We start from the raw sequence: 20819 nt of genomic DNA, 5'->3' as shown, positions 1-20819 counted from the left end.
CCGAGCAGAGCGGCGCCCACAAGGAGCTGCAGCGCCGCTTCAACATCATCGGCCCGCCCGCCATCATGTTCTTCGGCCCCGACGGCGAGGAGATCCAGTCCGCACGCATCGCCGGGTACAAGGACGCTGGGGAGTTCACGACCCACGTGGAGGAGACGTTCGGCGACGGCTGAACCGCCGACCCGCCACAACACCAAAAGGCCCCCTGGCGCGCCAGGGGGCCTTGTTCATTTCCGGATAGGGTTGGGCCGTTGCAAGAAGATGACGTCGTCACCCGCGAATTGCAGCTCCAGGCCCTCGCGCTCGGCCCACCACCGGAAACTGGTCCGGGAGAAGAAGCCGATGTGGGTGGGATCGCGGATGTAGTGCCAGGTGGCGAAACGCTCGCGGTCAAGCACCAGCTTGGTCATGATGCCCAGCCAGCCCCCGGGGCGCAGAAGCCCCGCCAGCCTGCGCAGCTCGGCGCCGGGCCGGGCCAGATGCTCCACCACCTCGGTGGCGGTGATGAAGTCCAGGCCGGGGCGCAAAACGGAGGGGTCGGGGGCGTAGAAGGGGTCGTAGACCGCCACCTCGTAGCCCGCCTCGCGGAGCATGGCCGCCAACGCCGGCCCCGGGCCGCAGCCGAAATCCAGGCCGGTGGCGGGGACCGGCACCCGCTCACGCAGGGGCGCCGCGAGCCGTTCCAAGAAGCGCCGGTAGCCGGGATCGTCCACGGCGTTGTCGTGGCGGTCGTACTCGGCGCGCTCCGCCTCGGGGGAAAGGTGGTGAGAGGGCGGGACGAAGACGAAGCCGCATACCTCGCAGCACAGGTAGGTCCGCCAAGCGTCAGCGTGGTAGTCCTCCGCCCCTTCCGCTCCGCACAGCGGGCAACCCCTCTCCGCCACCGCATCCTCCCCACCTGTTTTTCGACCCGCCCTGCGGGGATCGCTAGCGTTGCTCACCTGGTTCTCCGCAGACCCTCCATTCAGAAGACCTTCTTGCGCAGGGCCTTCTTCTGCTTGTGCTGCTTTTTGGCCTCCTTGCGCTTGCGCTGGGAGGCGCGGCTCGGCCGGGTGGGCCGCCGTTTCTTGGGGGTGTGTCCGGCGCTGCGGATGAGCTCCTGGAGGCGGCCGAGGGCATCCGCGCGGTTCTGTTCCTGGGAGCGGTAGCTCTGCGCCTTGATGACCACCACACCGTCCCGTGTGATGCGGTTGTCGTTCATGGCCAGCAGGCGCTCCCGGTAGCGCTCGGGCAGGGAGGAGGCACGGATGTCGAAGCGCAGGTGGACGGCGGTCGCCACCTTGTCCACGTTCTGGCCCCCGGCCCCCTGGGCCCGGACGTAATGGAGCTCGATCTCGCTATCGGGGATCTGGACCTGGTTGGATATATGCAGCATGCCGGTGGGAAAGGTTGTTCTCAGCTCTCCGGCTCCCGAAGCCGGGCGGTCAGGTGCTGCAAAGGCTCGAGGTAGGCGCCGAGCCTGCCGTAAAGCTGATGAGCGAAGGCCTCGTCGTAGGTATGACTGGTTCGATTCCGATCCTCCAGCATCGCCAGCCACCGCTCCTCGTCATCCAGCCATCCCTGCTGGAAGGCCAAGCGAAGACAGCTCTTGGGGGACTGGCAGGAAAGGCCTTGGCCGCGCGCCGTTTCCTGGATCACCTTCCAGGCCAATTCGAAGCAGAACTCGAAGCGCTGGATGGTGGCATCACGGTTCATGGCCGTTTCCGGAGCATCCAGCGCCTCCGCGAAACGGGCCACTGCCTTGTTCAGGCTTTCCCACCGCGCGGTCATAAGGCCATCCCCTCGCGTTCGACCTCTTCCCGCAGGGTGGGGCCTGCTTCACCCAAGTCCACCAGATCCACCGAATAAAGGGTGGGAAGGTCCTCCAGCCGCTCCCTGGCTTTCGCCAGCTCCCCCGGGGAAATGGCAGGATCCCGTTCCACCCCCAGGTCGAGATCCGAACGCGGCCGGGCCTGGCCCCTTGGCCAGGACCCGAACCACACCACACGGGCCCCGGGGCCCAGCTCTTCGCGCACCGCGGCGGCGGCGAGCAGGGCCACTTCCTGCACACGCTCCGGAATAGGCTGGCCTGGGGAAGATGCGATGGTACGTACCATGGATGTTCCGGTTTCCCGGGGGTGTGGGTTCATCCTAGCGCAGAACGGGGACAAACCGGAAAGCCCCTACTTGGCTGGCTCCGCAACCAGAACCTGTTTCAGTCGGAACCTCCCGTCCCGCACTTATCGGCAGAAACCCCACAAGGTAGCGAGTCCCGCAGCCAGGAGATCAGCCCCTCGCCGTACCCCTCTACCTCCTCCACCGAACCATGACCGGCCCCTGGGATACGGAGCAGTCTGGCACCGGACACGGAAGCCAGACGCTCCCCATCGGTGATGGGTACGGTGGCGTCTGCCTCGCCATGCACCAGCAGCAGCGGGCAGTGGACCAGGCATACGGTACGCAGCGGGGCGATGTCCGCGAAGCGGTGGCCGATAAGCCACTGGACGTAGGCCTGCACCAGCCGGTCCACGGCGCCCGGCAGGCGGAAGCCCCGCAGGTAGCGGCTCATCATCCACCGCGGATGAGCGAAAGCGGCGATGCTGATGACGGCGCCCACATCCCGGCGCCGCCCCGCCTCCAGCAGCACCGCCCCCGCCCCCACCGAGTGGCCGACCAGGACGATTCCGCCTCGCGATCCGCCCTCTTGCGCCTTGACCCAATCCACGGCGGCCCCGGCGTCCTCGGCGAAACGCGGCATGGAGGCGAAGGTGTCGCGGTCGCTACGGCCGTGGCCGCGGGCGTCCAGCAGGAGCACGTTGAGGCCCGCCGCCGCGAAGGGCGCCGCCAGGGGCAGCATGAGCTCGGCGTTGGCGCCCCAGCCGTGAAGGATGATCACGGTGGGGGCGGAGGCCCGGCCGGGCAGCCACCAGGCGAACAGTTGTCGCCGCCGGACCGTGGGGATCCGCACCTCCCGGAAGGAAAGCCCGTAAGCAGCCGGGGTGCCCGTCTCCCGGCGCGGTGGGACGCGGAAGGCGAGGTGGACTCCCACCAGGAAGATCCCACCAAGCCCGCCGAGCAGGGCCAACAGGCCCGCGAGATACGGCATGATGCCTCGATCTCCTCCGTTAGGAAGCATCTTTATCCGGCCGGAAGGGCCCACGGGGCCCGGGATGCGGGGCAAGCCCTCCAGGCCCCAAGGGGTCCCTGCCCTTCGGGCATCCCATCAGTCGCCCTCCGGGCTTACCCCGCATCCCGGATTCGTTTTGGGAGTCCGAGCGAACGTTTCGGTGACCGTCCAAGGAGCCGGAAGCCCCCTAAGCGGTCCCAGGAGGGCACCCGCCCCCATGAGGGTCGGATTGATCAGGTCTCCTCGGGTTCCGCTCCCCTTTCCCCGCTCAGTGCCAGGGAGGCGCCGACGGCCTCCCGGACCGCCGCCACCAGGGCCTGTCCCGATTCAGTGTGGTAACCGGAATAGGGCGTATCGGCGCCGCCCTCGGAGGCGATGGCCACCGCATCCGTGCCCGTGCCAGTGGCGATTCGGCCGGAGCCCGGCACGGTCCGCCCCAGGTCGGCGAGCAGCCCGGCCTTGGCCTCCGCCACCAGGGCCAGCGCCTCCGCCCGTGCGGCGGCGGTAAGCCCCTGCCCGGTTACCGCGATGATGTTGATAGTGCCCGCGCCCGGGTGGACGGGGGCCGGCTCGCCGGCACGATGGGCATTGCTGGTGCCCGCCGTGGCCAGCACCGACCATAGCGGGTCCCGCAGCGGGGCGTGACCCACGCCCAGATCCTGCGCGGACACGGCGGTCATCAGCCCGGTGAGTGCCCCGCCCCAGCCCTGCTCGGCCGCCAATCCCGCGAAGGTTGCCTCCGGGTCCGCGCAGGCATCGAGGCAGCCGTCGCCGTGGACGCACAGGTTGACGATGCGCCGGACCAGGCGGTCGCCGCCGCCCACCGGTGCGGAGGAGAGCACCGGGCAGGGCCGGTCGAAGGCCAGGGCGTTCCAGCGGGGATGGCGTTCTAGGGTGACGCCGGGGGCGAATCGCATGGAGCGGCTCTACTAGTGGTCTAGTGGCCCTTGGCCGGAAAAGGACCGAATCTAGCAGAAGCTGGCCTCCGGGTAGAGCCCGATCACTTCCGCGGTCATGGTCCGCTCCGCTACGGCACCGGGACCTCCGCACCCAACGCTTGAGCCCCGCCCAACCCCATGCTCGGCCCGGGGGGGCGGGGCTGCAATGGGGCCACCTCCAACCCCCGGCCCGCCCCAATGGGTCGGGGGTTCCTCCTGCTTCCGCGGGGAGGGCCGCTGCCAGCGGGCAGCCAGCTGGCCCACTCCGTAGCGCTTGCCGGCTGACGCCGAACTGGTAGGCGCCGCCCTGGGGGCTCAGGCCCGGATCTCCATGGCCAGCCCGCGTGCGTCCCGCTCCGGCTCCGGGGGCCGGCGCAGGGCCTCGCCGACAGCGATGCGCCGGGCGCTCCAGAGCGCGGCGACGGCGTCCAGGAGGTCGTCGCGGGCGTATCCGGAGGCGGGGAGCCCGGACCGGGCGTACGGCCAGGCGGTGCCGAGCCAGCCCTCTGCCAGCAGGTTTCGCTCCGCGGCCCCCGCGGCCGTCTTCTTGTTGTGGGCCATGGGCACGCCGCCGTTCCATACGGCGAAGCTCGTCTCCGGGTGGACCTCATGGACCCACTCCGCACGGGAGGGGTCCGCCGCGAGAAAGGCGTCCATCTCCCGGACCTTGGGCAGGATGTTCCAGGCCTGCCGGGACAGGCGGCGACCGTCCTTCCCCTCCCCGATCCGGCAAGCCTCGCGGTAGCTGTCCGCCGCCAGCATGGGCCGGAGGGGAGCCGGAAAGACGCTGCTTGCCCGGGGGCGGCCGAGCAGCCGCCGCGCCTCCCGGTCGCAGGCCCGGACGCCGCGCTCCGGCAGGCCGATGGGGACATCCACCCCCACCGCGACGGGGCGGGGCTCCAGGCCCAGCAGGTCCTCCAGCCGCTCCAGGATCCCGGCCGACAGCGCCCCCCGCTCCGGATCCCCCCACAGGCACAGCCAGCCCCCCGGGCAGCCGTCCACCCCCGCCACGATGGCCATCGCGTCTCTCCCTGGCTTACCCCGCAGCCCGGTCAGGGACCGATCCCGGGCCCAACAAATGCCGACAAACCGTTTGAAAACAGGACGTTTTGGGCTACCCTTCCAGCCGGTTCCCGATCCCCCCACACCCCCAGGACCGACCATGCCCTTCCGACCTTCCCTCCTCCTGCTGCTCGCGGCCCTCGCCCCGCTTTCCGGCTGCGACAGCGGCCCCACCAATCCGGACCAGAAGGAGCCGCGCACCCTGGACGAGATCAAGGAGTCCGGGAAGCTAATAGTCCTCACCCGGAACGCCCCCACCACCTGGTACATCGGCCGGGACGAGGAGCCCCGGGGCCCCGAGTACGAGATGGCGCGGGCCTTCGCCGATCACCTCGGGGTGGAGGCGGAGTTCGAGGTGCTGCCCGGTCTGGGCGCCATCCTGTCCGCCCTGGAGGACGGCGAGGGCGACCTGGCCGCCGCCGGCCTGACGCCCACCGACGCCCGCAAGGAGCGGTTCCGCTTCGGCCCCGCCTACAACCGCGTCACCCAGCAGGTGGTCTGCCGGCGGGACACCGCCCGCCCGCAGGACGTGGCCGACCTCACCGACCTGGATCTCACGGTGGTGGCAAACAGCAGCTACGTGGCACGCCTGCGCGGCCTCCGGGAGAAGGATTATCCCGAGCTGAGCTGGCGGGAGTCGGAAGAGCTGAATACCGAGCGCCTCCTCCACGAGGTCTGGAAGCGGGCAATCGACTGCACGGTGGCCGATTCCACCATCGTCGACATCAACCGCCGCTACTACCCCGAGCTGATCGCACCTTTCAACCTCTCCCGCGAACAGCCCATCGCCTGGGCCCTGCCCGCCTCCAGCGCGGAGCTGGAGGGGGCGGTGGCGGGCTGGCTGGCGAAATTCCGCGCCGAGGGCCGGCTGGACCAGGTCCACGAGAAGTACTACGGCTTCTTCGAGGTCTTCGACTACGTGGACACCCGCGCCTTCATCCGGCGCATCGACCAGCGGTTCCCCCAGTACCGCTCCTATTTCCGCCAGGCCGCCGAGAAGCACGACCTGCCCTACACGCTCATCGCCGCCCAGGGCTACCAGGAGTCCCACTGGCGGCCCGACGCCCGCAGCCCCACCGGCGTCCGCGGCATCATGATGCTGACCCGCCGGACCGCGCAGGCCCTGGGCGTGGAAGACCGCCTCGACCCCCGGCAGAGCATCTTCGGGGGCGCCAAGTACCTGGCCCGGATGAAGACACGGTTCAGCGAGGAGGTCACCGAGCCGGACCGGACCTGGCTGGCCCTGGCCGCCTACAACGTGGGCCGGGCCCACCTCCACGACGCCCAGCGGTTGGCGCGCCAGCTCGACAAGAGCCCCCACCACTGGCGCGACATGAAGGAGGTGCTGCCCCTGCTGGCGGACCGGAAGTACTACCGGAACCTGAAATACGGCTACGCCCGCGGCACCGAGCCCGTGCGCTATGTGCGGCGCATCCGGGAATACCGCCACGTCCTGCGCAACATGGTGCAGGACTGAAGGGGCCAATCGCCCCCGGCAAGGGAGGATCCCCATGCGGAATTTGCTTTTTGCGCTGCTCCTGCTGCTCCCCGCCGCTTTTCCGGCCATTGCGGCGGAGCGCCCCGACGACGCCCGCTCCCTGCAAGGGATCGAGGAGGGCCGCATCCTGTGGGACGTGACCCTGGACGATCCCGGACGGCTGCTGTCCCGGCTGAAGGTGGTGGAGCAGACCTACCGGGACCTGGAGCGCCAGGGCGTGGAGCCGCGCATGCTGCTGGCCTTCCGCAGCGGGGCGGTGCGCCTGCTGGCGGAGGACCTGGACCGCGTGGAGCTGGCCGAGGAGCCGGCGGTCCGGCAGGTCCAGCGGAAGCTGGTGGAGCTGGCCCGGCTCGAGGGCGTGACGCGGATCGAGGCCTGCTCCCTGGCCACCCGACGGGTGGAGCTTTCCCAGGAGGACCTGGTGGAGCCGGTGGTGGAGGTGGGCAACACCTTCCTCACCGCTGCGGCCTACGCCCAGCGCGGCTACGCCCGCATCCGCCTCGACTGAGTCCGGGCGGGCCGCCTACACCCCGCCGGCGAGGCGCTCCCGCACCCCGGCCAGCAGCTCGAAGGAGCGCAGGGTGGCCGCCTGCTCGTACATCTGGGTGGTCGCCATGATCTCGTCGGCGCCGGTGCGCTCCAGGAACCCGCGAACCTCGCGCTCCACCGTCTCCGGGGCACCCACGGCCGAGGCCCACAGCATGGGCGCGATGCGCTCGCGCTCCCCCGGGGTGGCCACCTCCTCCAGATCCGCCACCGGCGGCGGCAGGGGCCGGGGCGTGCGGCCCCGCACCATGGACAGGAACTGCTGCTGGAGGGAGGTGAACTGTCGCCGCGCCTCGGCGTCCGTGTCGGCGGCGGCCACGTTCATGCCGAGCATGACATAGGGCCGCCCCAGGTGCTCCGAGGGCTCGAACCGGCTGCGGTAGAGGTCCAGGGCCTCCATGAGCTGGTACGGGGCGAAGTGGGAGGCGAAGGCGTAGGGCAGCCCCAGCCGGGCGGCCAGATCGGCGCTGCTGGGGCTGGAGCCCAGGATCCAGACGGGGATATCCAGGCCCGCGCCGGGCACCGCCTGCACGGCCTGTCCCCGCTCCGCCGGGCGGAAGTAGGACCGAAGCTCCTCCAGGTCCTGGGGGAAGCGCTCGGCGGCGTCCGGGTCCTGACGGCGCAGGGCGCGCACGGTGCGCCCGTCGGTGCCGGGGGCCCGGCCCACCCCCAGGTCGATGCGGCCCGGATGGAGGGCCTCCAGGGTGCCGAACTGCTCGGCCACCACCAGCGGCGCGTGGTTGGGCAGCATGACCCCCCCCGAGCCCACGCGGATGGTCTCCGTGGCCTCGGCCACGTGCCCGATGAGCACGGCGGTGGCGGAGCTGCCGATGCCGGTCATGTTGTGGTGCTCCGCCAGCCAGAAGCGCCGGTAGCCCCAGGCCTCGGCGTGGCGGGCCAGCTCGCGGGTGTGCCCGAAGGCCGCGGCGGCGTCGCCGCCCTGCCGGATGGGGGCGAGATCGAGAATGGAGAAGGCGGTCACGCGGGGGACTCCTGTGCTTGTCGCTCCGGCTTCCGGACCCGGCCGGGGAGCAGGGTCGGGCGGGGCGGGAGGGTCAGTCTAACCGCACGGGAACGCCGGGCCCAAGCGGCTCCCGGTTCCGGAGCCGGGCCGGGAAGCAGTACAGTGAAGGCCTGTCCTTTGTCACGTCCGGGAGCGCCGCGATGAACAGCCCCAAGCAGCCGCGGGCCGGGATCCTCGCCCTGCTGGCCGCCGCCCTGCTCACGCCCGTCGCCCACGCCCAGGGAGAGGCGGAGGCGGTCTCCGACGCCGAGGCCGGCATCGAGGTGGAGACCGTAACCAGGGGGCTCGATCACCCCTGGGCCCTGGCCTTCCTGCCCGACGGCGACCTCCTGGTGACCGAGCGCTCCGGCACCCTGCTGCGCCTGGACCCGGACAGCGGCGACCGGCGGGCCCTGGCGGGCGTGCCCCCGGTGGACGCCGGCAACCAGGGGGGGCTGCTCGACGTGGCCCTGCACCCCGATTTCGGCGACAACCGCTGGGTCTACCTCACCTGGTCCGGGGAGTGCGGCCCCGGCAACGCCACCCACCTGGGCCGCGGCCGCCTGGAGGGCGACCGGCTAACGGACTTCGAGACCCTGTTCGTGGCCGAGCCCTGCGTGGCCAGCTCCATGCACTTCGGCTCGCGGATCGTCTTCGACGGCGACGGCCACCTGTTCGTGACCGTGGGCGAGCGCGGCGAGCGGGACCGCGCCCAGGACCTCGGCGACCACAACGGCTCGGTGCTGCGCCTCAACGAGGACGGCGCGGTGCCGGAGGACAATCCCTTCGTGGACCGCGCCGACGCCCGCGACGCCATCTACAGCTACGGCCACCGCAATCCCCAGGGCGCCGCCCTGCATCCGGAGACGGCGGAGGTGTGGATCCACGAGCACGGCCCCCGCGGGGGGGACGAGATCAACATCCCCGAGCCGGGGGGCAACTTCGGCTGGCCCAAGACCACCTACGGGCGCGAGTACTCCGGCCCGGAGATCGGCCCGGACCGCCTGCCCGGCACCGTGCAGCCCATCCACTACTGGGTCCCCTCCATCGCGCCCTCGGGCATGGCCTTCTACTCCGGCGACCGCTTCCCCGAATGGCGGGGCGACCTGTTCGTCGGTGCCCTGGCCCTGACCCACTTGGCCCACCTGGAGCTGGACGGCCAGGAGGTGGTCCGGGAACGCCGCCTGCTCGACGACCGGGGCTGGCGAGTGCGCGCCGTCGCCACGGGCCCCGACGGCTTCCTCTACCTCCTCACCGACCACGCCGACGGCCGCCTGGTGCGGCTGCGGCCGGCCGAGTGAGCCGGGACGCCATGGACGGCGACCCGCTGCCGGAGGTCGAGGTGGAGTGCCCCTACTGTGGCGAGGTCTTCGCCACCCTGGTGGACACGGGCACCCGGGACGCCGCCTACGTGGAGGACTGCCCGGTGTGCTGCGCCCCCATCGAGTTCACCGTCTCCTGGCCCCCGGACGGCGGGCCGCTGGAGGTCCGGGTGGCCCGGGACGACGACTGACCCCGGACCCGCCCGGCTATTCCGCCTCGCCTCCCTCCCGCGACTCGTCAGCCTCCGACCGCGCGAAGGGGAGGGTGAAGCGGAAGGTGGCCCCGCCCCACTCGTTGGTCTCCACCCACATCCGCCCGCTATGGGCCTCGACGATGGACAGGCTGGTCCGCAGGCCCAGGCCCAGCCCCTCCGCCTTGGAGCTCGCCAAGGCCCGGAAGGCCGCCACGTCCGCCCGCAGCATCCCCGCCCCGGCCATGCGGGGCAGGGGCTGGTAGGCGGCGATCACCTCCCGCCCCCGGTGGTCCTCGCCCCGAACCACTCCGGACTCACCCTGCAAGGCGCGCTGCAAGGGCCTAGGCGGCCCCTCATCGCCTGGCAGCTCCACGGGATCGTCCGGATTGGTGGCCCGCTAGCGGAAGGTAATCATGATTCGGAAAGTAGCCGGGACGTGGGAAAGGGACACGGGCGGACCCGCATCCTTCTGTGAAAATCAGTCTAGGAAAAAACTCGGAAATTCCGGGTCGGCTTTCCGGACACTTCCCCGCCAACCGTCAGGGAGGACAGGGGATGGCTCATCGAGGCAAGCTTACCGTCCGCCCTGGGCTCTGGGGACTTCTTCTGGGGGCCGCCCTCCTCCTTGCGGCGAATCACACCGCCGCGGCCCGGGAGCTGGCCGCCGACGAGGACCGCTTCGTGGAGGTGGAGGCGGTCGGCGTGGGAGTCACGCCCGCGGGCGCTCCGGCGGTGCTGCTGCGCCGGCCGGGCGCGGGGAAGGCCGTCCCCATCTTCGTGGATGCCGGACAGGCGCAGGCCATCGCCATGGCCCTCCAGGAGGTGGAGCCGTCCCGCCCCATGACCCACGACCTCCTGCGCGACACCCTGGGCGCCCTGGAGGCCGAGCTGCGGCGAATCTACGTGGACGACGTCCGGGACGGCGCCTTCTACGGCATGCTCGAGCTCGCCGTGGCCGGGCGGGAGGCGCCCGTGCGCGTGGACAGCCGGCCCAGCGACGCGCTGGCCCTCGCCCTGCGCGCCGGGGTCCCCATCCTGGCCGCCCCCAAGGTGCTGGAGGCGGCCCGGGAGGTGGAGTACCGCGGCATGGAGGAGCGGATCGCCCGGGCGGCCGGCATCACCGTCAACCCCCTGACCGAGGAGCTGCGGCGGGCCCTGGAGCTCCCCGACCGGAAGGGGGTGGTGGTCAGTGCGGCCATCGGTCCGGCCCACCACGCCGGCCTCCGCCCGGGCGCGCTGATCACCGCCATCAACGGCGAGACGCCGCGGGGGCCCGCCCATTTCCGGGCCCTCCTGCGGGAAACACCCTCCGGGGAGCGGGCCGAGGTCACCTTCTGGCAGGAGGGGGAGGAGCACCGCATCGAAATCCCGCCCGAGCTGTCGGGCGGCCACCGTGCCCGCCGCGCTCCGCGGCGCCCCGAACCCCACGGCTGAAGTGCTTCCAGGGTACGGGGGCCGATCCGGAGGCCGAACCGCGGGCCTGACCCCCTACCAGGGGAGCACGGAGCCGTCGGAGTGCCAGAAGGTTCCCGTGTTCTCCAGGTTCAGCTCGTCCATGCGCTGGACCAGCCGCTCGGCCGCCTCGTCGGGGGTGATGTGGCCACGGCCCTGGGTCATCTCGGTGCGCACGTAGCCCGGGTGCAGGATGGCCACGGCGATGCCGCGCGGCTTGAGGTCCACGGACAGGGACTTACCGGCGGCGTTCAGGGCCGCCTTGCTCATGCGGTAGCCGTACCGGCCGCCGGAGTCGTTGTCGGCGATGGAGCCCATGCGGGAGGTCATCAGGCCGATCTTGGCGCCCTCGCCCATGTTGCCCAGCACGGCGTGGGTGACGTGCAGCGGGCCGAGGGTGTTCACCTCGAACTGCTGCTCCATGGTAGCGAAGTTCATGTTCTCGAGGCTCTCGTCGAGCAGTATGCCGGCGTTGTTGTAGAGCAGGTCGATGCGCTCGTCGCCGAGGGCCTCGGCCATGCGCTGCACCTCCTCGCCCCGGGTGACGTCGATGCCGTCGATGATCCGCACCCCCAGCCCCTGCAGCTCCTCGGAGGGCTGGCGGCAGACGGCGATCACCTGGTCGCCCCGCTGGTGCCATTGCCGGGCCAGCTCCAGGCCGATGCCGCGGTTGGCCCCCGTGATCAAGACGTTCTGTGCCATGGATGCGCTCCTTGGTCTTTGCTTATGTGGGGATGCCGCCGGCCGGACCAAAGCCCCGGCCCGGCCGGCGCTCAGGTCTTGAGCCGGTAGCCGGTGCGGAAGATCCACCACACCGCCGCCAGGCACAGCGCCAGGAAGAGCAGCACCATGCCGAGGCTGACGGCCACGTGCACGTCCGCCAGGCCGAAGAAGCTCCAACGGAAGCCGCTCACCAGGTAGACCACCGGGTTGAACAGGGTCACCGTCTGCCAAAAGGGCGGCAGCATGTCGATGGAGTAGAAGGTGCCGCCGAGGAAGGTTAGCGGAGTGAGCACCAGCAGCGGCACCAGCTGCAGCTTCTCGAAGTTGTCGGCCCAGATGCCGATGATAAAGCCGAACAGGCTGAAGGAGAGCGCCGTCAGCACCAGGAAGGCCAGCATCCATACCGGATGGGCGATCTCCAGGGGCACGAACAGGGACGCCGTCCCCAGGATGAGGAGCCCCAGGATCACCGACTTGGTGGCCGCCGCACCCACGTAGCCCAGGACGATCTCGAAGGCCGATACCGGTGCCGAGAGGATCTCGTAAATGGTGCCCGTGAACCGCGGGAAGAAGATGGCGAAGGAGGCGTTGGACACGCTCTGCGTTAACAGCATGAGCATGATCAGCCCGGGCACGATGAAGGAGCCGTAGGCCACCCCTTCCACCTCCTCGATGCGCGAGCCGATGGCGGCGCCGAACACCACGAAGTACAGGGAGGTGGAGATCACCGGCGAGAGGATGCTCTGCAGCAGGGTGCGCCCCGTGCGCGCCATCTCGTACCCGTATATGGCGCGCACCGCGTACAGGTTGATGCTCATCGTCCCTCCCGGACCAGGCTGACGAAGATGTCCTCCAGGGAGCGCTGCTCCGTGTGGAGGTCGGCGAAATGGATGCCGGCCTCGCCAAGCTCGGTGAGGAGCTCCGCCACACCCTCTTCCCGGCCATCGGCGTCGTAGGTATAGGTGAGCTCGAAGCCGTCTGCGCCCAGCTCCAGCCGCCGATGCTCCAGCCCCGGAGGGATCTCCGCCAGGGGCTCGCGCAGGTGCAGGGTGAGGCGTTTACCGCCCAGCTTGCGCATCAGCTCGGCCTTTTCCTCCACCACCACCAGCTCACCGTTGTTGATCACCCCCACCCGGTCGGCCATCTCCTCGGCCTCCTCGATGTAGTGCGTGGTGAGGACCACGGTGACCCCGCTCTCCCGCAGCACGCGCACCACCTCCCACATGTCGTGGCGGAGGTCCACGTCCACCCCGGCGGTGGGCTCGTCGAGGAACAGGATCCGGGGCTCATGGGCCAGCGCCTTGGCGATCAGCAGGCGGCGCTTCATGCCCCCCGACAGGGACATGATCTTGCTGTCCCGCTTTTCCCACAGCGCCAGGTCCCGCAGCACCTTCTCGAGGTGGGCGGCATCCGGCGGCCGGCCGAACAGGCCGCGGCTGAAGCGCACCGTGTCCCATACCGTCTCGAAGGACTCGGTGGCCAGCTCCTGGGGCACCAGGCCCACCCGCGACCGCACCGCCCGGTAGTCGGCGACGTTGTCGTAGCCGTCCACCCGCACCCGGCCCGAGGTGGCGTTGACCAGGCCGCAGATGATGCTGATGAGGGTGGTCTTGCCGGCGCCGTTGGGCCCGAGCAGGCCGAAGATCTCCCCCCGGGAGACCTCCAGATCGATGCCCCGGAGAGCCTGGAAGCCGGAGTCGTAGGTCTTGCTCAGGCGGGACACGGCGATCGCCGGCGGGGCTTCCCGGTCGCCGGGCCCGGCGGCGGATCCGGAAGGTTTCGCGGGCCGTTCCTCCGCAACCGGCCCGGTGTGGTCCGTGTCGTGCATCGCTACGCTGCTCCACAAGCCGCAAAGTTCATTGGGTGCGTGCCGACCGGGGCATCGGCGGCGGCACGACGGGGGCGGTTCGTTGTATATTCCCGGCCCGAAAGGAAAGCGAGCCCGGGAAACAAGCCATGGAACCCCTGACCCCTTGCCGCGTACCCGCCTCCAGGGAGGCCGTCTACGTCGGCTTCGCGCACTACGACCGCGACGGCTACGCCCTCGACCATCCCCTGCTGGACATCCCCCGCGCCTCGCTGACCTTCGACCTCATCAATGCCTACGGGGCCTTCACCGAGGACGAGTACCTAGCCGCCCTGCCCGCGCCCCCGGAGCGGCTCCTGCGTCACCACAGCCCGGGCTACATCGACGCCCTGCGCGAGAGCGAGGAGCTGGGCTTCGTCCGCAGCGCGGCGCGCAAGCTGTACAACATCGGCACCCGGGAGAACCCCTGGTTCCCGGAGATCTACACCCTGCCGGCCCTGATGACGGGGTGCAGCATCCGGGCCGCCGAGCAGGTCCTGCGGGGGCGCACCGCCTTCAGCCCCACCGGCGGCATGCACCATACCAAACCGGACCACGCCCACGGCTTCGGCTTTCTCAACGACGGCGTGCTCGCCATCCACCGCCTGCGGGAGGAGGGCCTGCGGGTTCTCTACGTGGACATCGACGCCCACCACGGCGACGGGGTGGAGCTGGCCTTCGCCGACGACCCGGAGGTCTTCACCCTCTCCCTGCACATGGACACGGGCTACGCCTTCCCCTTCACCGGCGGAGGGCTGGCGGACCAGGGCGGTCCCAAGGGCGAGGCAAGCTGCCTGAACGTCCCCCTGCCGAAGGGGACCCACGACGCCGACTACGAATATCTGTTCACGGCCCTGTGGCCGAGGGTCCTGGCGGACTTCGTCCCGGACGCGGTGGTGCTGGAGCCGGGTACCGACATCATCGGCGGCGACCCGCTGGGCAAATTGGACATCAGCACCCAGCAGTTCCTGCGGATCGTCGAGCGCATCCACCGCGACAGCCCCCGCCTGCTGGTGCTCGGCGGCGGCGGTTACCACCCTCTGCTGCTGGCGCGGGGGTGGGCGGGAGTCTGGGGCATCCTGTCCGGGCGCGACCTGCCCGAGGAGATTCCCGAGTCTGGCCGGGCGCTGCTGGCCGGAGTGGAGTGGGACCTGGCGGACGACGAGGAAGACGAGCGGCTCGCTCGCTCCCGCCTCGACGAAGCGGTGGACCGGCCGCTCAGCCCCGAGCCGGACCGCATCCTGGAGGAGGCCCGCCGCCTCCATCCCCGGCTGCGGGGCCTGTGATCCCCCGCTCGGCGCGGGACAGGGACTTCCGGCCCGTTCAGGGTACCTTCACAGAGCCCCTTCCGTCCCGCTCCCCGAGCCGCGCCTCCCAGGCGCGCAGGCCGGGCACGAGCCAGTCGGGGCGGGTCTCGGGGCCCAGGGCCAGGCGTTCCAGGGCCCACTCCCGGCATCCTGCCGGCAGCACCGGGTACCGCTCGCGCAGGCCGCAGGCACGGGCCGCCAGGGCGGCCACCTCGCCGCGCGGCGACCCCCCGCCCTCCTCCATCCGCTCGTCCAGCCAGCGGGCGGCCAAGGTGGCCACGGCCCCCAGCCGCTCGGCCCGCCACGCCTCGGCCGCCTGCTCCTGCACGGCGTCCCCGGCGATCAGCACCCAGAACAGGTCCTCCGGCAGCCCCGCCACGGCCCGCTCGCCGTCCCGCAGGCTGTGGTACAGTCGTCCCTCGTGGAGCAGCTCCGCCAGCACGTAGTCCAGGGCGCCCCGGGCATGCTCGGCCAGGGCCGGATCCTCCAGGCGACGCCCGGCCCGCAGCAGGGCGAGCGCGGCCTGGGCGTTGGCATCCGCCAGCTTGGCCCGGTCCACCGGCGGGGCCCTCCGGGCGAGTCGCTCCGAGGCGGGACGCGCGTAGTATTCGGCGTCGGCGATGCGGGCCCGCCAGAAGCCGCCGTTCTCCGCGTCCCACAGGGTGATCCGCAGGAAGAACCAGCCCGACCAGGCGGCGTTGCGCACCCGATGCCGGTCGGAGCCCGCCAGCCAGGCCACCATCCAGGCGTTGTGCTCCAGAAGCTTGGCGGTCTCGCGGTGGGCCTCCGGGCGGTGCGGGTCCACGTAGTAGAAGAAGCCGCCGTCAAGCGGATCCAGCAGCCGCTCCACCTCCACCGCCCGCGCCTCCCGGGCGCGCTCCGACCACCCCGGCCGGCCCTCCAGCCACATCCAGGTACGGGGCTGGGTGCGCTTGAGGCCCGTGCCGGTCTCGTAGCGGCCGGCCAGGGTGCCCACATCCGGGGCGTAGAGGCGCTCCACGTGCTCCAGGAAGGCGGAGCGGTACGCCTCGTAGCCCGCGCGGCCGAGCCCGGAAGGGGTGGTTTCCGGCTCCTCCGGACCCGGCTCGGCCTCCGGGATGTCGCGCACCAGGGCGATGAGCTCCTGCGGCGGCAGGATGCCGGTGAAGGTGCGCAGGACCCGCCCGTCCGGCGCCAGAAGGACGTTGAACGGCAGGCCCCGGCCCCCGTAGCGGTTGACCAGGTCCCGGCGGGCGTCCCAGTCCAGGCGCACCGGCACCGTCTCGGCGCGCAGGGTGCGTTGGACCCGCGCCCTGCTCAGGGTCTCCGCCTCGTACTGGTGGCACCAGCTGCACCATTCAGCGTCGAAGTACACGAACACCGGCTTGCCGACCTGACGCGCGCGGGCCCGCGCCGCGGCGAGGTCGTCGAGCCAGCCCGCGGCCTCCCAGTCCACGCGCCCACGCTCTTCCGCCCCCTGCCCGGCGGCCGCTCCCGGCGGCCCCGCCAGCAGGGCGCTTAGCAGCAGGGCGAGCGCCCCGACCAGCCATCTGCGCCCGACCATGGTCACCACTTCCCGATCGGAGGGTTGGAAACGGAACGGTCCCCGAATCCCATCATCCTCCCCGCGGCCGAACCGGGGAAGGGCCGCGAGGTTCCCGTCGGACGGTCAGATCCCTAAGCGGCGAACGAGGGTGAGGGGCAACAGCACGGCGGAGGGAACGAGCTCAGGGGAAGGGGAATTACTGGCCCAGCAGCGCCACGCTCAAGCCCACCACCCAGGTCAGGGTCACGGCGGAGTAGAGGCGCTGCACTACCCCCTGCACCTCGGCGCTGTACCGGAACCAGATGCCGAGGAGGATGAGGAGGGCCGAAAGGGCCGTGATCAGGGAGTAGAGGGCGAAGCCCCGCCCGTCGGGCCAGAGCGCGACGGCGACCATCAGCATGGTCATTGCCAGCGCGAGGGAGCCCAGCAGGCCCGCTAGAACGTGCATCACGCCCGGGAAGGACCGCGGGGTGGCGGGGCAGCCCGGGTCGCAGGGATACCGGCCCATGACGGTTGTGGTGGCACCGTACACCCCCAGCCCCAGTGCGATGAGGTAGGCCAGCAGGCCCGGGCCGAGAGCCAGGGCCACCCCCAGGGCGAAGAGCACGAGGAGCACCCCCGAGGCGCACAGGGCGTTGTTGAAATGGGTGGCGCGGGGGGAAGGCTCGGTGCCCAGCTCGCTGGTGAACTGTCGACTGTGGCGATAGCCGGGATAGGCGGCGGCCGCGTACAGGATGCCGGCCACGTACACCAACGGGGCCAGCAGCCCGCCACCCAACAAGGTTGCCGTCACCATGAAGTCCCAACCTCCTTATCCCGGCTAACGGGTTGCAGGGCAGAGCGGGGCCCGGAGCATGCATGCCCGGAATACCCCCGAAAGGCTAGGGGATAATGCCCCTGAGGGAAAGGGGGATCCCGGTCCCGGACCCCGCGCCTTGACCCGAAGGCCCGGGGACCCCGATCATAAGCGGCTATCCCCAGCCAAGGAACACTGTCGATGAGCAAGCCGGAAGTGAAGACCGACGAGAAGAAGCAGCATTTCGACGACATCTACGTCGCCGAGAATCCGGTTCCCTACAAGGAACGGATCCTGGACGCGCTGGAGTACGTCTCCGACAACTTCAATAAGCAGACCTTCGATCGCCTGATCCTGCCCTGGGCCCAGGAAAAGGCGAGCGATAGCGCGCCGCTGAACTTCGTCGATCTCGCCGGCTGCTTCGGCAACACCACCTTGGCCACCGTCAACGGCATGGACTACGACGCCATCCGGAACAACTGGCGGGACGAGGAGGCCTGCAAGACCGTCGACCAGCCGCGCCGCTTCCCGGCCAAGGTCACCGGGATCGACATCTCCGCCAATGCGCTGGTCTACGGTCAGTCGGCCGGCATCTACGACGAGACCATCGAGGCGGACCTCAACGCCCCCGCCCCCGAGGCCCGGCAGGCGGTGGACACGGCCCTCCAGGAGGCCGACATCCTCATCTCCACCGCGGCCCTCGTCTACCTGGAATCGGATGCGGTGGCCAAGGTCCTCGACGCCTTTGCTGCGGGGTCCGGGGAAGGCTACCTGCTGGTCAACTTCCTCAATCCCTTCGCCCTCGACGCGGCCGACGCCACCAAGCGCATGCTTCTGGACCGCTTCGAGTTCGTGGGCAGCATGGCCAGCCGCCACCGCAAGATGTCCGCCCTGGAGCAGGAGAACTACCCCGGGGAAGAGTGGGCCCTGCTGGAGATCTGGGTGCTCAAGCGCAAAGGCTGACCGGGACCTACCGGGCCGGCAGGACCCGCAGGGGGTCGATGGCGTCGGTGCGGCGACGCAGCTCGAAATGCAGGGAGGACTCGCTGGCGGAGCCGGTGCTTCCCACCCGGGCCACCACATCGCCGGCGGCCACCTCGTCCCCCTCGGCCACCTCGTTGGCCTGGTTGTAGGCGTAGGCGGTGATGTAGCCGCCGGCATGGCGGACGATGACCAGGTTGCCGTAGCCCCGCAGGCCGTCCCCGGAATAGACCACCTCGCCGTCGGCCGCCGCGCGGACCTCCGTCCCGGCGGGGGCGCCGATCTCGATGCCCTTGTTGCGATCCCGGCCGTCGTCGTCGAAGCCCTGGATGATCGGGCCCTCCAGCGGCCATCGCCAATTCCCCGGCGCCGCCGTCGACGAGGATCCGGACGTGTTCGCAACGTCTCCCTCGCCTCCCCCGCCCCGTACGGCGGCCTTGCTCGCCACCGGGCCGTCCTTGGTCTCCGCCCCACCGTCCCCTACGTTTGCGTCCCGCGGCGGCCTTAGCCGCAGGCGCTGCCCCGTCCGCAGCCGGCTCGGGTCCTGGATATCGTTCCAGGCCAGAACCGCCTCGTGGTCGAGACCGAAGCGCTGGGCGATGCTGTAGACGGTGTCGCCGCGTCGGACTTGGTAGTGCTCGGGGGCGGGCCCGTGGTAGCTGGGGGCCTGGATGGGCGGCGCCCCGCACCCCGCCAGGATCAGCAGCAGGCCGTGGGCCAGTACCAGGGCGCGGATGGGCTTCCCCTCCACCACGGCTCCTTCCAGTGGGACATGACCCCGCAGCCTACCGGAATTCGCCCCCGAATTCAGCCCTGTCCCTCCAGGTGTCCGGCCGTCCCGTAGGCCGTCCCCTTCCCGTCAAGTTCTTGCCAACTCCCTGTTGATGAACGTTCCTTCCCAGCCAAACCTGCCAGGAGGGGACGGGCGCCCGGTCCGGCCCTGCACATCGGCACGGGTCCGCCGGCGGCGGATCCGGAATGCGAAAAGGAGTGACCACATGGGCTGGACCAAGACTCTGGCGGGCGGGTGCCTGCTAGGGGCCGTGGGGCTCGTCGTCTTCCCCGGCGTGGGCGCCCAGGAGGGCAGCAACGGGGCCAATGCGAACGACGGCCAGCAACGGCCTTCCGGCGACAGCTACTTCCCCGTGAAGGACATGGACTTCCAGGAGGTCCTCGAAAAGGACCGCGCCGAGAAGGACAAGGTGATGGAGCGCCAGCGGGAGCTCCTGGAAGAGCGCTACGACCTGTCCGACCAGCCCTCCGACGTGATGATGTCCGGGGGCAGGAAGGCGGTACAGGAGGGGGTGCGCGTGAAGCTCCCCGACGGGGTCGATTCCTGGGAAGAGCTCAACGCCATGAGCCCGGAGGAGATCCGGGAGAAGGATCTGTTCCCCAAGGGCTTCATGCCGCTGCCCCACGCCAAGCACCAGACCGGGGGCATGGTCTTCCCGGAGAACCAGATCGACGCCATCGAGAAGGCCGAAGGGCGTGACCTGAAGCGCTTCGACGTGGAGTTCGACCTCCCCGAGCACTTCCTGCCCGAGTACCCGCCGCCCCTGTTCCTCACCAGCCGGCCGGATCTCGGCGACGTCTCCGATGGCGAGGTGATCACCCTCAAGAACTTCCAGGACAAGCTCAAGGGCGTAATGACGCCGGTGCAGCTGGAGGGCATGCGGCTGCTGCTCACCCCCTTCCCGCAGCAGCAGTTCAACGCCACCCACGATCGCAAGGTTCTGGAGCCGAGCCAGGGGGTCTCCTGCCTGGACTGCCACGTAAACGGCCACACCAACGCGGCCTTCCACCTCAACCCCGACACCCGGCCCAACGAGGCGCGGCTGCGCATCGACACCGTGAGCCTGCGGGGGATGTTCAACCAGCAGATCCACGGCTCCAAGCGCTCGCTGCGCTCGGTGGAGGACTTCACCGAGTTCGAGCAGCGCACCGCCTACTTCGACGGCGACCACGTGACCGCAGCCAAGAAGGGGATCAATTTCCTCGACCGCGGCGGCCAGGTGTCGGCCATGGCCCAGGCGCAGAACATGTTCGACTTCCCGCCGGCGCCCAAGCTTAAGCCGAACGGCGACCTGGACCCCAACAAGGCCACCCAGCAGGAGCTGCTCGGCGAGAAGATCTTCCGGGGCAAGGGCCAGTGCGCCGACTGCCACTCGGGGCCCACCTTCATGAACAACGAGATGTCGGACCTGGAGGTGGACCGGTTCTACGAGCCCCGCGAGATCAACGGCCGCTACACCCAGGCCACCGGGCCCATCAAGAACTTCACCCTGCGGGGCATCAAGGACTCGCCCCCGTACCTCCACGACGGCCGGCTGCTGACGCTGGCGGACACCGTGGAATTCTTCAACCTGGTGCTGCAGCTCGACCTCGACCAGGAGGAGAAGGACGCGCTGGTGGCCTACATGCGCGTGCTCTGAGGCCCGGGGCGCCGTCCCGGCCCTTCGAAGGCCCACGAAAAAAGGCAGCGGGCGCGCCCCGCTGCCTTTTTTTGCCTTCCGGAGCCGG

At 70.5% G+C, this 20819-nt stretch carries 23 protein-coding genes; 8 read left to right on the top strand and 15 right to left on the bottom strand.

All coding sequences use genetic code 11. The features are described from left to right. Positions 1-227: 227 nt before the first annotated feature. The 7 genes from AN478_RS00400 to AN478_RS00370 all read right to left on the bottom strand — a co-directional run bounded on the left by AN478_RS00400 (position 228) and on the right by AN478_RS00370 (position 5064). On the bottom strand, positions 228-884 hold the full coding sequence (locus AN478_RS00400) for a class I SAM-dependent methyltransferase (RefSeq protein WP_054964652.1): 657 nt from the start codon (positions 882-884) through the stop codon (positions 228-230). An 80-nt stretch (positions 885-964) separates the two neighbouring features. Then, the gene (arfB, locus tag AN478_RS00395; protein WP_054964651.1) at positions 965-1375 is read right to left on the bottom strand and encodes an alternative ribosome rescue aminoacyl-tRNA hydrolase ArfB; all 411 of its coding nucleotides are present in this window, start codon (positions 1373-1375) and stop codon (positions 965-967) included. A gap of 20 nt (positions 1376-1395) precedes the next feature. Further along, positions 1396-1770, bottom strand: a complete 375-nt coding sequence (locus AN478_RS00390) for an HI0074 family nucleotidyltransferase substrate-binding subunit (RefSeq protein ID WP_054964650.1) — start codon at positions 1768-1770, stop codon at positions 1396-1398. Continuing rightward, entirely contained in the window at positions 1767-2039 is a 273-nt protein-coding gene (locus AN478_RS00385) for a nucleotidyltransferase family protein (protein WP_231627293.1), read from the bottom strand. The genes AN478_RS00390 and AN478_RS00385 overlap by 4 nt, the downstream gene beginning before the upstream one ends. Before the next feature lie 155 nt (positions 2040-2194). Then, on the bottom strand, positions 2195-3085 hold the full coding sequence (locus tag AN478_RS00380) for an alpha/beta hydrolase (RefSeq protein ID WP_054964648.1): 891 nt from the start codon (positions 3083-3085) through the stop codon (positions 2195-2197). A gap of 254 nt (positions 3086-3339) precedes the next feature. Next, positions 3340-4023: an adenosylcobinamide amidohydrolase gene (locus AN478_RS00375; protein WP_054964647.1), complete on the bottom strand. Its 684-nt coding sequence runs from the start codon at positions 4021-4023 to the stop codon at positions 3340-3342. A gap of 336 nt (positions 4024-4359) precedes the next feature. Next, positions 4360-5064, bottom strand: a complete 705-nt coding sequence (locus tag AN478_RS00370; RefSeq protein ID WP_054964646.1) for a DUF429 domain-containing protein — start codon at positions 5062-5064, stop codon at positions 4360-4362. Positions 5065-5206: 142 nt separating this feature from the next. Here AN478_RS00370 and mltF point away from each other — a divergent pair, with 142 nt between their 5' ends. Both mltF and AN478_RS00360 read left to right on the top strand, forming a co-directional pair. After that, positions 5207-6583 (top strand): membrane-bound lytic murein transglycosylase MltF, encoded by a 1377-nt coding sequence (mltF, locus tag AN478_RS00365; RefSeq protein ID WP_054964645.1) that lies wholly within the window; start codon positions 5207-5209, stop codon positions 6581-6583. 34 nt (positions 6584-6617) lie between these two features. Next, on the top strand, positions 6618-7112 hold the full coding sequence (locus tag AN478_RS00360) for a hypothetical protein (RefSeq protein ID WP_054964644.1): 495 nt from the start codon (positions 6618-6620) through the stop codon (positions 7110-7112). A 15-nt stretch (positions 7113-7127) separates the two neighbouring features. Here AN478_RS00360 and AN478_RS00355 read toward each other — a convergent pair whose 3' ends face one another. Further along, positions 7128-8132 (bottom strand): LLM class flavin-dependent oxidoreductase, encoded by a 1005-nt coding sequence (locus AN478_RS00355; RefSeq protein WP_054964643.1) that lies wholly within the window; start codon positions 8130-8132, stop codon positions 7128-7130. A 182-nt stretch (positions 8133-8314) separates the two neighbouring features. Here AN478_RS00355 and AN478_RS00350 point away from each other — a divergent pair, with 182 nt between their 5' ends. Then, positions 8315-9454, top strand: coding sequence for a PQQ-dependent sugar dehydrogenase (locus AN478_RS00350; RefSeq protein ID WP_054964642.1), 1140 nt, complete (start codon positions 8315-8317; stop codon positions 9452-9454). Continuing rightward, entirely contained in the window at positions 9451-9666 is a 216-nt protein-coding gene (locus AN478_RS00345) for a CPXCG motif-containing cysteine-rich protein (protein ID WP_231627292.1), read from the top strand. The genes AN478_RS00350 and AN478_RS00345 overlap by 4 nt, the downstream gene beginning before the upstream one ends. 16 nt (positions 9667-9682) lie before the next feature. Here AN478_RS00345 and AN478_RS00340 read toward each other — a convergent pair whose 3' ends face one another. Further along, positions 9683-10006: an ATP-binding protein gene (locus tag AN478_RS00340; protein ID WP_176758781.1), complete on the bottom strand. Its 324-nt coding sequence runs from the start codon at positions 10004-10006 to the stop codon at positions 9683-9685. 218 nt (positions 10007-10224) lie between these two features. Here AN478_RS00340 and AN478_RS00335 point away from each other — a divergent pair, with 218 nt between their 5' ends. Continuing rightward, positions 10225-11103 carry a bifunctional nuclease domain-containing protein gene (locus tag AN478_RS00335; RefSeq protein ID WP_054964639.1) on the top strand — a complete coding sequence of 293 codons (879 nt, stop codon included), beginning with the start codon at positions 10225-10227 and terminating at the stop codon, positions 11101-11103. Between the two features lie 54 nt (positions 11104-11157). On the opposite strand, the gene AN478_RS00330 is transcribed toward AN478_RS00335, so the two are convergent. The 3 genes from AN478_RS00330 to AN478_RS00320 all read right to left on the bottom strand — a co-directional run bounded on the left by AN478_RS00330 (position 11158) and on the right by AN478_RS00320 (position 13672). Continuing rightward, on the bottom strand, positions 11158-11823 hold the full coding sequence (locus AN478_RS00330) for an SDR family oxidoreductase (RefSeq protein WP_054964638.1): 666 nt from the start codon (positions 11821-11823) through the stop codon (positions 11158-11160). 71 nt (positions 11824-11894) lie between these two features. Continuing rightward, positions 11895-12656, bottom strand: a complete 762-nt coding sequence (locus AN478_RS00325; protein ID WP_054964656.1) for an ABC transporter permease — start codon at positions 12654-12656, stop codon at positions 11895-11897. Between the two features lie 2 nt (positions 12657-12658). Beyond that, positions 12659-13672: an ABC transporter ATP-binding protein gene (locus tag AN478_RS00320; RefSeq protein ID WP_082432686.1), complete on the bottom strand. Its 1014-nt coding sequence runs from the start codon at positions 13670-13672 to the stop codon at positions 12659-12661. A 128-nt stretch (positions 13673-13800) separates the two neighbouring features. On the opposite strand from AN478_RS00320, the gene AN478_RS00315 reads away from it, so the two are divergent. Further along, positions 13801-14976: an arginase family protein gene (locus tag AN478_RS00315; RefSeq protein WP_054964637.1), complete on the top strand. Its 1176-nt coding sequence runs from the start codon at positions 13801-13803 to the stop codon at positions 14974-14976. A 37-nt stretch (positions 14977-15013) separates the two neighbouring features. On the opposite strand, the gene AN478_RS00310 is transcribed toward AN478_RS00315, so the two are convergent. Next, positions 15014-16540, bottom strand: coding sequence for a thioredoxin family protein (locus AN478_RS00310; RefSeq protein ID WP_054964636.1), 1527 nt, complete (start codon positions 16538-16540; stop codon positions 15014-15016). A gap of 178 nt (positions 16541-16718) precedes the next feature. Next, positions 16719-17318 (bottom strand): DUF998 domain-containing protein, encoded by a 600-nt coding sequence (locus tag AN478_RS00305; protein ID WP_054964635.1) that lies wholly within the window; start codon positions 17316-17318, stop codon positions 16719-16721. A 201-nt stretch (positions 17319-17519) separates the two neighbouring features. Between AN478_RS00305 and AN478_RS00300 the strand changes: the two genes are divergently transcribed. After that, on the top strand, positions 17520-18281 hold the full coding sequence (locus AN478_RS00300; RefSeq protein ID WP_054964634.1) for a class I SAM-dependent methyltransferase: 762 nt from the start codon (positions 17520-17522) through the stop codon (positions 18279-18281). A 7-nt stretch (positions 18282-18288) separates the two neighbouring features. On the opposite strand, the gene AN478_RS00295 is transcribed toward AN478_RS00300, so the two are convergent. Beyond that, positions 18289-19053 carry a peptidoglycan DD-metalloendopeptidase family protein gene (locus tag AN478_RS00295; protein WP_082432684.1) on the bottom strand — a complete coding sequence of 255 codons (765 nt, stop codon included), beginning with the start codon at positions 19051-19053 and terminating at the stop codon, positions 18289-18291. Between the two features lie 244 nt (positions 19054-19297). Here AN478_RS00295 and AN478_RS00290 point away from each other — a divergent pair, with 244 nt between their 5' ends. Then, positions 19298-20731, top strand: coding sequence for a hypothetical protein (locus AN478_RS00290; RefSeq protein ID WP_054964632.1), 1434 nt, complete (start codon positions 19298-19300; stop codon positions 20729-20731). Positions 20732-20819: the final 88 nt, after the last annotated feature.

This window comes from Thiohalorhabdus denitrificans (assembly GCF_001399755.1).
GTDB classification, from domain to species: domain Bacteria; phylum Pseudomonadota; class Gammaproteobacteria; order Thiohalorhabdales; family Thiohalorhabdaceae; genus Thiohalorhabdus; species Thiohalorhabdus denitrificans.
This window is presented reverse-complemented; position numbering and strand designations above follow the sequence as displayed.

Bases quoted from the DNA above. Each gene is read 5' to 3' on its own strand.
- AN478_RS00315 (WP_054964637.1), top strand. From the start codon at position 13,801: ATGGAACCCCTGACCCCTTGCCGCGTACCCGCCTCCAGGGAGGCCGTC.
- AN478_RS00370 (WP_054964646.1), bottom strand. From the start codon at position 5,064: ATGGCCATCGTGGCGGGGGTGGACGGCTGCCCGGGGGGCTGGCTGTGC.
- mltF (WP_054964645.1), top strand. From the start codon at position 5,207: ATGCCCTTCCGACCTTCCCTCCTCCTGCTGCTCGCGGCCCTCGCCCCG.
- AN478_RS00305 (WP_054964635.1), bottom strand. From the start codon at position 17,318: ATGGTGACGGCAACCTTGTTGGGTGGCGGGCTGCTGGCCCCGTTGGTG.
- AN478_RS00310 (WP_054964636.1), bottom strand. From the start codon at position 16,540: ATGGTCGGGCGCAGATGGCTGGTCGGGGCGCTCGCCCTGCTGCTAAGC.
- AN478_RS00350 (WP_054964642.1), top strand. From the start codon at position 8,315: ATGAACAGCCCCAAGCAGCCGCGGGCCGGGATCCTCGCCCTGCTGGCC.
- AN478_RS00335 (WP_054964639.1), top strand. From the start codon at position 10,225: ATGGCTCATCGAGGCAAGCTTACCGTCCGCCCTGGGCTCTGGGGACTT.
- AN478_RS00360 (WP_054964644.1), top strand. From the start codon at position 6,618: ATGCGGAATTTGCTTTTTGCGCTGCTCCTGCTGCTCCCCGCCGCTTTT.
- AN478_RS00390 (WP_054964650.1), bottom strand. From the start codon at position 1,770: ATGACCGCGCGGTGGGAAAGCCTGAACAAGGCAGTGGCCCGTTTCGCG.
- arfB (WP_054964651.1), bottom strand. From the start codon at position 1,375: ATGCTGCATATATCCAACCAGGTCCAGATCCCCGATAGCGAGATCGAG.
- AN478_RS00375 (WP_054964647.1), bottom strand. From the start codon at position 4,023: ATGCGATTCGCCCCCGGCGTCACCCTAGAACGCCATCCCCGCTGGAAC.
- AN478_RS00380 (WP_054964648.1), bottom strand. From the start codon at position 3,085: ATGCCGTATCTCGCGGGCCTGTTGGCCCTGCTCGGCGGGCTTGGTGGG.
- AN478_RS00320 (WP_082432686.1), bottom strand. From the start codon at position 13,672: ATGCACGACACGGACCACACCGGGCCGGTTGCGGAGGAACGGCCCGCG.
- AN478_RS00330 (WP_054964638.1), bottom strand. From the start codon at position 11,823: ATGGCACAGAACGTCTTGATCACGGGGGCCAACCGCGGCATCGGCCTG.
- AN478_RS00300 (WP_054964634.1), top strand. From the start codon at position 17,520: ATGAGCAAGCCGGAAGTGAAGACCGACGAGAAGAAGCAGCATTTCGAC.
- AN478_RS00290 (WP_054964632.1), top strand. From the start codon at position 19,298: ATGGGCTGGACCAAGACTCTGGCGGGCGGGTGCCTGCTAGGGGCCGTG.